Raw genomic sequence first — 10,935 nt, forward strand, 5'->3', positions numbered from 1 at the left:
AAGCCGGGAGTTCTGCTATTTTTACACTTCGAACGAGCTTTTCAAAGACACGATGCGGTTAAAGACGGGCTGACCCGGGGTGGAATCCTTAGGGTCTACGTTAAAGTACCCGTGACGGAAAAATTGGAATTTGTCCCCTCCGGAAGCTTCCTTCATATCCGGCTCCACGAAGCCCTTCAGCACTTGAAGGGAATTCGGGTTTAGATGATCGAGGAACGATTGCCCCTCTTCCTCGGACTCGTCGGAGATGAGCGGCTCGTACAGACGGAACTCGGCAGGCACCGCATGCGAAGCGTCCACCCAATGGAGCGTTCCTTTTACTTTGCGTCCGGTAAAGCCGGAGCCGCTCTTCGTCTCGGGATCGTACGTGCAGCGCAGCTCGACGACGGTGCCTTCCGAATCATGGATGACTTCCTCGCATTTGATGAAATACGCGTGCTTGAGGCGTACTTCGTTGCCCGGGAACAGCCGGAAATATTTCGGAGGCGGGTTGTCCATGTAATCGTCCCGTTCGATGTAGATCTCTCTGGAGAACGGAATTTTGCGGTGACCCATTTCCGGGTTTTCCGGGTTATTTTCGGCGTCCAACCATTCCGTCTCGCCTTCGGGATAGTTCGTGATGACGACTTTCAACGGGGCCAGAACGGCCATCGTCCGCAGCGCCTTGAGCTTCAAATCCTCGCGGATAAAATGCTCCAGCATCCGCTCGTCCACGACGCCATAGCTCTTCGCTACGCCGATCTCGCGGCAGAAGGCGCGGATCGCTTCCGGCGTATAGCCTTTGCGGCGCAAGCCGGAAATCGTCGGCATGCGGGGATCGTCCCAGCCGTCCACTTTCTTCTCGTCCACGAGCAGCTTAAGCTTTCTTTTGCTCATGACGGTATTGGTAAGGTTCAGACGAGCGAATTCGTACTGATGCGGTACCCAAGGCATTTCGCATTCGCGGACGACCCAATCGTAGAACGGGCGCTGATCCTCGAACTCGAGCGTGCAGATCGAGTGCGTCACGCCTTCGATGGCGTCTTCAAGCGGGTGAGCGAAAGCGTACATCGGATAGATGCACCATGCGTCGCCGGTATTGTGATGATGAGCGTGCACGACCCGGTACAGCACGGGATCGCGCAGGTTGACGTTCGGGGAGGCCATATCGATCTTGGCGCGCAGCACCTTTTCCCCGTCGGCGAACTCGCCTTCCTTCATGCGGCGGAACAAGTCGAGGTTCTCCTCGACGGAACGGTTCCGATAAGGACTCTCGGTTCCGGGAGAAGTGAGCGTTCCCCGAGCTTCGCGGATTTGATCCGCGGACTGGTCGTCGACGTAGGCCAAGCCTTTGCGGATAAGAAGAGCGGCGCGCTCGTACATTTCTCCGAAATAGTCCGACGCGAAGAACAACCCGTCCCACTTAAAGCCGAGCCACTCGACGTCCTTTTTGATCGACTCTACGTATTCCACGTCTTCCTTGACGGGATTCGTGTCGTCGAACCGCAGATTCGTTCTTCCTTTGAACTCGTCGGCGAGCTCGAAGTTCAGGCAGATTGATTTGGCGTGACCGATGTGCAAATAGCCGTTCGGCTCGGGAGGGAACCGGGTGACGATCTCTTTCACTTTTCCCGAAGCGATATCTTCGGATACGATGTTCCGAATAAAGTTCGATGACGACGTCTTAGTTTCCAAGGTGACCAACCTTCCTCGCAATAAATCGTTATATCCTCTAATAATACACAAAAATGCGGCTTCTTATAAAGGGCTAAGCGAAAAAACGGAAAAATGTCGGGTCTCGTCGATTGGGCGGACGCACGATCGGGTATATTTCTCCTAAAAAAATGATAAAGATTTAATTTTTTCAGTAACTTTTCAGATAGACGCCTCGTTATAATCATTGAAGAGATTGGCAAGGGAGGAAGATGAATGCTGTCATGGCTAAGCCGAGGGTCCACGGCTGAGAAGTCAGGCGAACAGAGAGAAGATTTGACGAAACCGTCCGAGAAGGCGCAGGCCAAGAATACGGAGGCTGCAGCGGAAGCGTCCAAAAGTGAACGCCCGGTGACGAACGAACCGATCTTGTCCGTGCGCAACGTGGAACGATCCTTCGACGTCGGAAGCCAGAAAATCAAGGTGCTCAAAGGAATCAATCTCAGTCTCTATCCGTCCCAGCTCGTCATGTTGAGAGGTCGCTCGGGCTCGGGTAAGACGACGCTGATGAATCTGATGGGCGGATTGGATACGCCGACGAAGGGAGAAATATTTTTCAAGGACCGTCCGTTTCACAAGTGGGATGACGACAAGCGCACCGTCGTGCGCCGCAAAGATATCGGCTTTATTTTCCAGGCGTTCGCCTTGATGCCCTTATTGTCCGCTTACGAGAACGTCGAATTGTCTCTTCGCATGGCGAACATCCCGCGCTCGGAATGGAAGGAGAGAATTATAGCCTGTCTGGATCTGGTCGGTCTCACCAAGAGAATGCATCACCGTCCGTTCGAGCTTTCCGGGGGAGAACAGCAGCGGGTGGCCATCGCCAAGGCGATCGCCCACAAGCCAAGCCTCATTCTGGCGGACGAACCGACGGCGGAACTGGACAGCCAGATGACCGCGCAAATTATGCAGGTGTTCAAAGAAGTCGTCGCAGCCGAGAATATCTCGCTCTGCATGACGACGCACGATCCTACGATTATGGAGGTAGCAGACCATGTCTATGAAATGGTGGACGGCGTATTCGTCGCCAATTGACCGTCAGGCGCACGGACGCCGCAGCCGCAAGAGGGCCGGAGCGATCGCCGCGCTGGCATTGTCTTTGGCGCTCTCGGGGTGCAGCTTGCTGCCCGACGAACCGGAGGAGGAGGATCTGTCCGCGATCCAACTTCCGAAAATTTCCGAAAAACCGCATTACGACGTAGTGACGAAAACGCTGGAAACGAAAGTGTCGGGTTCCGGCAAAATACTGTCTTCCCAGGAGAAGCAGGTCTATTTTACGTTGGACGGGAAACGTCTTAAGAAGCTTTACATAGAATCCGGCCGCAGCGTCAAAGAAGGAGAGACGCTGGCCGAGCTGGACGTCGACGAATTAAAGAAGAACCTTCGCTCGCAGGAGCTTTCCTTCAAGCAGCGCGAGCTCGAGATGAAGGAAACGCTGCGCAAGAAAGACGAGATGGATCCGATCGAATTCGAGATGAAATCCCTGCAATTCGAGGAAGCGCGTCAGCAACTCGCCGATATGCGCGAGGATATCGGCAAAGCGGTGTTGACCTCTCCGTTCTCCGGAACGGTCGTGTCGGTGCCGGTGCAGGAAGGCAACATGGTCAAAGCGTACGACACGGTCGCGGTCATCGCCAATCCGAGCAGTCTTGTCGTCGCCGCGGAGTTGTCCAAGGACGATCTGGAGAAGGTCGCCGTCGGCATGGAAGTTCGGGTCGAAATTAACAATGTCGGACAGCTTCCGGGCAAGATCAAGCAGATGCCGATCCCTTCGACGGACAATCAGAACGGCGGCAACAACGGAGGCAAAACGGACAGCATCAACAAATATTTGCTGGTCGACGTCGGTAAGCTGCCTGAGGAGGTCACTCGCGGAACTCCGCTGTCCATCTCCGTCATTATCAACCGCAAGGAGAACGCGGTCGTCATTCCTCTGGCTGCCCTGCGGACGATCGGAGCGCGCTCTTACGTTCAAGTGGCGGAAGCGGACGGAAGCAAGCGCGAGGTCGACGTAGAAGTCGGGCAACAAACTTCGACCGATGCGGAAATCTTGAACGGCTTGACGCCGGGACAGAAAGTCGTAGGTCGGTAATCGATGAACGCGCTGATTCGGTTTCTCTTCCGCAAAATGTGGAACACGCGCTGGATGACGCTCAGCACGCTTGCCGGATTGTTCGTCGCGGTCGCTTTCACGACGAGTATTCCGATGTACGCGGACGGCGCGCTCAAGCGGGTCGTCTCGCAATCTCTGCAGGACAACAGCGAAGGGTTGCCCGCGGGTTCGATGTTGATTCGTTACCAGTCGACGGACGGCAAGACGGATTTGGAAAGCTTCCATAACGTCGATCAGTATATTCGCGAGGACGTCAGGTCCGACATCGGTTTTCCGGTGGAGGTCTCCCAGCGGAGCTTGACGATCCGCAGCTCGGAAGTGTCTCCCGAAGATCCGACGAAGGTGGATGCGAGCCGCACGAGGAAGCTGTCGATCGCGTCCTTCGAAGGATTGAAGGAACAAGTCGAGATGGCGGGGGGCAAGTGGTTCGCGGACAGTTCCGAAGCGGACGGCACGATCCAGGCCGTTATGATGGAGGAAGCGCTGTTCCGCAACGACCTGCACGTCGGCGACGTCCTGCTGTACTCGGCTGCAGGGGAGACGCTGCGGGTTCAGATCGTCGGAGCGTTCAAGCCTGTCGACGACACGAGCGCTTATTGGTATCAAGGCTTGGAAGGACTCATGAATTATTTGTACGTGGCCGATCCGGTCTTTCTGGACGATCTATCGGCCAAGCGCGGCATTCCGATTCAGATCGCAAGCTGGTATTCGGCGTACGATCTGAGAGAGATTCAAACGAGCCAGCTCTCTCCGCTGTCGAGCAAGCTGAACCGCATCGACATCGAAGTCTATAAGAAGCTGAAGGACACGCGCCTGGAGCTCAGCTTCGCCGAGATGCTGAGCGATTTTCGCCGGGACAGCATTCAATTGCAGACGATGCTCTTCACGCTCGCGGCTCCGATGATCGCCATGGTGTTCTACTTTATTACGATGAACACGCAGCAGGCGCTTGAGAAGCAGCGCTCCGACATCGCGGTACTGCGAAGCCGGGGGGCGAGTACGAGACAGATCTTCATGCTGTTCCTTCTGGAAGGGACCCTGCTGGGCATCGTTGCGCTTGTGATAGGTCCGATATTTGGCTGGTTCATGGCCAAGAGCATCGGATCGGCCAGCGGGTTTCTTCATTTCGTAGACCGCAAGGCGATACCGGTCGGATTCTCGATAGACGGCGTGCTGGCCGGCGTTGCGGCCGTCATTGTGGCGATCGCGGCGACCGTTATCCCGGCTCTCGTCTTCACGAGAACGTCCATCGTCGATTACAAGAGGCAGATGGCGAGGGGGGACAGCAAGCCGTTCTGGCAGAAATGGTTTATCGACGTGCTGCTGCTTGGCGTTGCCGGTTACGGCTGGTATTTATTCAACGAGCGGCAGATGGTCACTTTCAAGACGGGAATGACGACGGACCAGCTCAACGTACAGCCGTTTCTGTTCTTCGTTCCGGCGCTTAGCATTTTTGCCGCGGGGCTTGTGTTTCTCAGATTGTTCCCGCTTCTGCTCAAGTTGTTTAATCTGATGTGGAAAAAGATTTTGCCGGTGCCGTTCTATCTGACGCTCACGCAGTTGTCGCGGTCGTCCAAATCGTATTATCCGCTCATGATTTTGCTCATCTTGACGCTGGGCCTCGGGGTGTACAATTCCTCCGCAGCGCGGACGATTGGGCTGAACTCGGAAGAGAGGATCATGTACAAATACGGAACGGACGTCGTCGTCAAGACCGTATGGGATGGCACGCCTGAATTCAAGCCTCCGACTAAGCAAGGCAGCGGTAGCGGCGGAGGCGGCGGCGGAGGTGGCGGAGGTCAGGGAGATCGCCCTACGCCGACGAAGTTTAACTACAACGAGCCTCCGTTCGAGATTTTCCGCACGCTGCCGGGCGTCGAGCACGCGGCGCGCGTGCTGCAGACGAAGAGCAGCTTGACGATCTCCGGCAAGACGGCAGGGCAAGCGACCATCATGGGCATCGACAACGTCGATTTCGCCCGCGTCGGTTGGCTTCGCAAAAATATGTACCAGATCAATCCGTACAAATATCTCGAATGGATGGGGCAAGTGCCGGAGGGAGCTTTCATCTCCTCCAATGTAGCCAAGAAGTTCGACTTGAAGCGGGGAGATACGATCCAGACGGTCATTCAGGAGCAGGCGATCGAGTTTATCATTTTGGATGTTTTGCCTTATTGGCCTAGCCTGTACCCGGACCAAACGCCGTTCCTGATCGCGAATCTAGGCTATATCTACGATCAAGCGCCGCTGATTCCTTATGACGTGTGGCTCAAGATGGATCCGGACGCTAAAGTGCCGGAGATTATCCCGGTGCTTCAGGAGAAAGGAGTCGAGCTCGCGGCGATCAACAGCATGAGATCCGAATTGACGACGCAGAGCAAGCACCCGGCCAGGGGCGGCGTATTCGGAATTCTCAGCCTGGGCTTCCTGGTGACGATTATCGTTTCGTTGTCGGGCTACATTCTGTTCTGGTTCTTTAACTTGTCGCGCAGGGTCGTGCAGATCGGTATTTTGCGCGCCATGGGGCTTTCTCGCAAGCAACTGACGGGCATGCTGCTGCTCGAGCAAATCTTTACCGCCGGCTTGTCGATCGGTCTCGGCATAGGCATCGGTAAGCTTGCGAGCTTGCTGTTCCTGCCTTTCCTGCAGACGACGGACAATTCGACGAATCAGGTTCCTCCGTTCCGCGTCATTTTCGAAGCGACCGACACGAACAGACTGTATATCGTCGTCGGCGTCATGATGACGATCGGCGTGGCGCTTCTCATCACGCACATTAGACGCTTGAAGGTTCATCAGGCCGTCAAGCTGGGAGAGGAGCGGTAAGCAAGCATGATTACATGCGAAGGTCTCGTGAAAATTTACAAGGCCGACGATCTGGAGGTCGTCGCGCTTCAAGGCTTGAACTTATCCGTCAAAGCCGGAGAAATGATGGCGATTATCGGGAACAGCGGAAGCGGGAAGTCGACTTTGCTGAACATTCTCGGCGGGCTTGACCGCCCTTCCGCCGGCCAGGTGCAAGTAGGGCCGTGGAATCTGCTGAAGGTCAACGACGACGATCTCGTCAAGTACAAGCGAGATACGGTCGGCTTCATCTGGCAGAACAACGCCCGCAACCTGCTGCCGTTCCTGAGCGCTCTTGAGAACGTAGAGATGCCGATGATGTTTTCCGGCAAGCTGGACCGAGCTTATGCCAAGCAACTGCTCGAATGGGTCGGCTTGAAGGAACGCATGCATAACAAGCTCCAGCAGCTGTCCGGGGGCGAGCAGCAGCGGGTGGCGATCGCCATCTCGCTGGCGAACCGTCCGCAGCTGTTGCTGGCCGACGAACCGACGGGTTCGGTAGATTCGCGAACGTCCGATATTATCATGGATATTTTCCGCAAGTTTAATCGGGAGCTTGGCTTAACGATCGTAATCGTTACTCACGATTTGTCGCTGGCAAGTAAAGTGGACCGGGTCGTGGCGATCCGCGACGGGCTGACGAGCACCGAGTTCATCAAGAGGAACCCCAACCTGGATCATTCCTTGCCTCTCTCGGGCGGGCGGACGCCGGAAGAAGCGCACGAAGCTTTCGTCGTCGTCGACCGGGTAGGCCGCTTGCAAATTCCGAAAGAATACTTGTCCGCTCTTGCGATCGGCGACAAAGCAACGATGGAGTTCGACGGAGACAAGATTGTCATTACAAAACCCAAATCCTTGGAGGAGGACGAAACCGCATGAACAAACAAGCAGGAAAAACCCGAAAATGGGTGCTCACCGGAATGAGCTTATCTTTACTAGTCCCGATGCTCGCGGCGTGTAATTCGGGGGACAGCGCGAACGATCCGGATAATCGCCGCACGCTGCGCGTCGGCACGATGTACGGCAGCAAATCCGATGAGAGCTGGTTCCGTCAGCAATTCACGGACATGTTCGAGTTCACCCATTCGAACATCGATATCGAAGTCGTGCCCGCGATCGATTATTCGGAAATGCAGTTCGAGGACTATTCGAAGCAACAGGAACCGGTCGACCAAATGGCGAAGCTCAAGGAAATCATGACCGGAAGCGATCCGGTAGACGTCATGATCATCAACGACATGAACATGCTTGGACAGCTCGTGAACGACAATCTTCTGAAGCAGCTCGATCCGATGATCAACGAAGACAAAATCGACGTCAGCGAGTTCGTGCCGACGGTCATCGACGGGATCAAGGAGCAGGGAGACGGTTTTCTGTACGCGCTCGCGCCGACTTTCCAATCCTCCGCTCTCTACTATAATAAGAAGCTGTTTACGAAGCAGGGAGTCGAGTTCCCTCAAGACGGCATGAGCTGGGACGACGTATTCAACCTGGCGAAAAGGATGAAATCGGGAAGCGGCAAGGATGCTATTTTCGGATTCACCTTTAATCAGTGGGGGGCAGGAGACAACTTCTGGGACTTCCAATCGTTCGCCGCGCCTCTTCAGCTCAGGATGTTCGATGAGAAGGGCGAGACGATGACGGTCAACACGCCGCAATGGCAAAACCTCTGGGAGACGATAGCTCAGATGAAGAAGGACCGCGTAACCCCAAGCCAGGAGGATATGAACTACGAGCAGCCTCAGGGAGAGAATTACCGCTATAATCCGTTCCAAGGCCAATTGTTCCTCAACGGTAAAGTGGCCATGACGATCGGGGACTACGGCATGATCAACCAGATCCAGCAAATGAACGACAACAGCGATAAGCTGAAGATGGAGAAGCTGGAGTGGGACGTCGTTACGGTGCCGTACCATGTCGGCAAGGAAGGGTTCGGGGGCAACATCTATTTGAACCAACTGGCCGGTATTAACGCCAACGCGAGGAATTCGGACGACGCTTGGGAATTCGTCAAGTTCATGAACGGCAAAGATTGGGCGAAGCTGAAGTCCCGCAGCACTTACGAGCTGTCCGCGCGCAAAGAATTCGTCAAAGTGCGCGACGGCATGAGCTACAACATCGAGGCGTTCACGAAGATGAAGCCGGCTCCGCTGCAAGGCTCTTCGATCAAGGAACAGGAGCTGTACCGCGAAAAGCCAAATCTGAACTTGATCAACGAGATGGGCTCGATGCTCTTCTCCCAAGTGATGCAGGGAAGCAAGTCCGCCAAGGACGCTCTGGCATTGTGGCAGGAGAAGGGGAACGATCTGCTTCAGAAGATCAAGAACAACCCGAAAGGCAACATCGAAAATCCGTTTGACGGAATCAACACGGACAACGGCGGTGGCGGCGGGGGAGGTATTTCTCTCGAGAAGAGGGCGATTATGGAAGCGGCTGGCGAAGCGGTCACCATCGATTAAGCGAGGAAGTTTGCAGGCGCCTCATCCGTGCGGATGGGGCGTTTGCTTTAAATTTCCCGGGCGACAGATTCAAATCCGCCAAAGCCGAGCATGCTAGGAGCATCCACATCTCTACAAAAGCGGGGGAAGACGCATGAAATGGGTATATTGGTCGAGATTGTACGACAGCAAATTTCAAGCGGGATGTCTCGTTCAACGCATGGAGCACGACAGTTGGGTATTCGGCCTTGAGGCGCCGCAGGAGATCGAAGTATTCCGTTCGAAAAAAGGGAAGTACGGCATTCGGTACATGCCCTAAGCGGCTTGTCGGGCAGATTGCGTTGCTGCATATTGGCAAAGGGACGGTTTTTGTGCTAAGCTGGTGTCCGGAAGGATCGGGCGAAGGAGGAAGCAGCGATGCGAAGAATGCCGTTATCCGCGGAAACAGCCGTTAAACTGGCCGAATACATGAAGGTGCCGTTGGAGCATTTGATGCACATGCCTCAGCATATTTTACTGCAGAAGCTGGGGGAGATGGCGAAGGCGCAAACGGCCGAGGACAAGCAGCATCTGGAAACGGAAGAAAAGAAAAGTGAATAAAAGTATTGACTCTGGGCTATTTTCTATAGTATATTATTACTTGTCGCCAATAAATTCTATAATGCTTTAACGACGCGGGGTGGAGCAGCCCGGTAGCTCGTCGGGCTCATAACCCGAAGGCCGCAGGTTCAAATCCTGCCCCCGCAACCAACACCTTTCTCTGGACCTTTACGGGGGCCTTTAGCTCAGTTGGTTAGAGCGGTCGGCTCATAACCGATTGGTCGGGGGTTCGAGTCCCTCAAGGCCCACCACGGAGTTCGTGGGGCAGCGCTCGTTGACCGATCGTTCTCGGTCGCCAGAGACTCGCATGCCGGGATGGCGGAATTGGCAGACGCACAGGACTTAAAATCCTGCGGTAGGTGACTACCGTACCGGTTCGACCCCGGTTCTCGGCACCATATAGTGAAGATCGAATCCCTTGGTAGGTAAGGGATTTTTTTATTTTAAAATTAATTCTCGGACAGATAAAATCTTAAGGATTGAGCGTCGTTTTCCTGTTGGGGACGGATTGGGGACGAGACTTCGAATCCAAGGAATTGGCAGTGAGTCCACCAGTCTTATCGAGTCATTTTAATATGTGAAAGCGCCTGAAAATAAAACAAAAATTAAAAGTACAAGTGCGACAATTCCACCGACTCTGCTCATAATCAGGTAAGCCTCGCTTGGCTCGGACTCGCCTTTCACCATCCAACCATATCGGAGATACCACCCGAAGGAAGGATAGACGATGTTCAATATCGCCAGTATGATGAAAAGAATAATGAAGACGGCCATATTCATCAGCTCCTTAATATGTAATACGCTAGTGAGATCGTTGATGTTTCGAAGAGAGAGCGATTATTTGCTTAGCGGAATTGACAGACGCACAGGACTTAAAATCCTGCGATAGGTGGCTACTGTTCAGGAGGTGAGATGTAGAAATAAACATTCTTGTCCGAAAAAAAGAAATCTAGACGTAAGGGGGATTGCAACTTGCAACGGCTAAAGACTATAACGGACAGCGATTTTGTGGGTAGCGAACCTGAGTTCATGGAAGTTGTGTCTCGGTACGCTTCGAGAGGTGTTCTGATCAATGACGAACTGAAGGTCGCGATGATGGAGATGTCGAGCGCAAGCCTTTACAAGCTGCCTGGAGGCGGTGTAGAGGAGGGTGAAGAGAGGGAAGCGGCGTTCGTGCGCGAGATAAAGGAAGAAACGGGTTATGATGCTGTTATCATTGAAGCAATTGGATATATCGACGAACACAAA

10 protein-coding genes and 3 tRNA genes are annotated in these 10,935 nt (G+C 54.2%); 11 read left to right on the top strand and 2 right to left on the bottom strand.

The features are described from left to right. Positions 1 to 21: 21 nt before the first annotated feature. The gene (locus ACESLM_RS06680) at positions 22 to 1,674 is read right to left on the bottom strand and encodes a glutamine--tRNA ligase/YqeY domain fusion protein (RefSeq protein ID WP_372630785.1); all 1,653 of its coding nucleotides are present in this window, start codon (positions 1,672 to 1,674) and stop codon (positions 22 to 24) included. Positions 1,675 to 1,908: 234 nt separating this feature from the next. Between ACESLM_RS06680 and ACESLM_RS06685 the strand changes: the two genes are divergently transcribed. The 10 genes from ACESLM_RS06685 (at position 1,909) to ACESLM_RS06730 (ending at position 10,085) form a co-directional block, all read left to right on the top strand. Next, complete coding sequence (locus ACESLM_RS06685; RefSeq protein WP_372630786.1) at positions 1,909 to 2,727, top strand: ABC transporter ATP-binding protein; 819 nt, start codon at positions 1,909 to 1,911, stop codon at positions 2,725 to 2,727. After that, complete coding sequence (locus ACESLM_RS06690; protein ID WP_372630787.1) at positions 2,687 to 3,784, top strand: efflux RND transporter periplasmic adaptor subunit; 1,098 nt, start codon at positions 2,687 to 2,689, stop codon at positions 3,782 to 3,784. The genes ACESLM_RS06685 and ACESLM_RS06690 overlap by 41 nt, the downstream gene beginning before the upstream one ends. Before the next feature lie 3 nt (positions 3,785 to 3,787). Continuing rightward, positions 3,788 to 6,631 carry an ABC transporter permease gene (locus tag ACESLM_RS06695; RefSeq protein ID WP_372630788.1) on the top strand — a complete coding sequence of 948 codons (2,844 nt, stop codon included), beginning with the start codon at positions 3,788 to 3,790 and terminating at the stop codon, positions 6,629 to 6,631. A gap of 6 nt (positions 6,632 to 6,637) precedes the next feature. Continuing rightward, entirely contained in the window at positions 6,638 to 7,528 is an 891-nt protein-coding gene (locus ACESLM_RS06700; protein ID WP_372630789.1) for an ABC transporter ATP-binding protein, read from the top strand. Beyond that, positions 7,525 to 9,108, top strand: coding sequence for an ABC transporter substrate-binding protein (locus ACESLM_RS06705; protein WP_372630790.1), 1,584 nt, complete (start codon positions 7,525 to 7,527; stop codon positions 9,106 to 9,108). The genes ACESLM_RS06700 and ACESLM_RS06705 overlap by 4 nt, the downstream gene beginning before the upstream one ends. Positions 9,109 to 9,241: 133 nt before the next feature. Further along, on the top strand, positions 9,242 to 9,406 hold the full coding sequence (locus ACESLM_RS06710; protein ID WP_372630791.1) for a hypothetical protein: 165 nt from the start codon (positions 9,242 to 9,244) through the stop codon (positions 9,404 to 9,406). A gap of 98 nt (positions 9,407 to 9,504) precedes the next feature. Then, positions 9,505 to 9,687: a YycC family protein gene (locus tag ACESLM_RS06715; RefSeq protein ID WP_372630792.1), complete on the top strand. Its 183-nt coding sequence runs from the start codon at positions 9,505 to 9,507 to the stop codon at positions 9,685 to 9,687. A gap of 73 nt (positions 9,688 to 9,760) precedes the next feature. Beyond that, a tRNA-Met gene (locus tag ACESLM_RS06720) sits at positions 9,761 to 9,837 on the top strand. Positions 9,838 to 9,861: 24 nt separating this feature from the next. Continuing rightward, positions 9,862 to 9,938: transfer RNA gene (locus tag ACESLM_RS06725), tRNA-Ile, on the top strand. Between the two features lie 58 nt (positions 9,939 to 9,996). Further along, positions 9,997 to 10,085: transfer RNA gene (locus ACESLM_RS06730), tRNA-Leu, on the top strand. A gap of 172 nt (positions 10,086 to 10,257) precedes the next feature. Here the strand turns inward: ACESLM_RS06730 and ACESLM_RS06735 are convergent. Beyond that, positions 10,258 to 10,467: a DUF6199 family natural product biosynthesis protein gene (locus ACESLM_RS06735; protein WP_372630793.1), complete on the bottom strand. Its 210-nt coding sequence runs from the start codon at positions 10,465 to 10,467 to the stop codon at positions 10,258 to 10,260. Between the two features lie 192 nt (positions 10,468 to 10,659). On the opposite strand from ACESLM_RS06735, the gene ACESLM_RS06740 reads away from it, so the two are divergent. After that, the coding region (locus ACESLM_RS06740; RefSeq protein WP_372630794.1) for an NUDIX domain-containing protein at positions 10,660 to 10,935 on the top strand (276 nt) is incomplete at its 3' end.

Origin of the sequence: Cohnella sp. (assembly GCF_041641335.1) — a bacterium.
GTDB lineage: Bacteria > Bacillota > Bacilli > Paenibacillales > Paenibacillaceae > Cohnella.

Bases quoted from the DNA above. Each gene is read 5' to 3' on its own strand.
- ACESLM_RS06685 (WP_372630786.1), top strand. From the start codon at position 1,909: ATGCTGTCATGGCTAAGCCGAGGGTCCACGGCTGAGAAGTCAGGCGAA.
- ACESLM_RS06690 (WP_372630787.1), top strand. From the start codon at position 2,687: ATGTCTATGAAATGGTGGACGGCGTATTCGTCGCCAATTGACCGTCAG.
- ACESLM_RS06695 (WP_372630788.1), top strand. From the start codon at position 3,788: ATGAACGCGCTGATTCGGTTTCTCTTCCGCAAAATGTGGAACACGCGC.
- ACESLM_RS06700 (WP_372630789.1), top strand. From the start codon at position 6,638: ATGATTACATGCGAAGGTCTCGTGAAAATTTACAAGGCCGACGATCTG.
- ACESLM_RS06705 (WP_372630790.1), top strand. From the start codon at position 7,525: ATGAACAAACAAGCAGGAAAAACCCGAAAATGGGTGCTCACCGGAATG.
- ACESLM_RS06710 (WP_372630791.1), top strand. From the start codon at position 9,242: ATGAAATGGGTATATTGGTCGAGATTGTACGACAGCAAATTTCAAGCG.
- ACESLM_RS06715 (WP_372630792.1), top strand. From the start codon at position 9,505: ATGCGAAGAATGCCGTTATCCGCGGAAACAGCCGTTAAACTGGCCGAA.
- ACESLM_RS06735 (WP_372630793.1), bottom strand. From the start codon at position 10,467: ATGAATATGGCCGTCTTCATTATTCTTTTCATCATACTGGCGATATTG.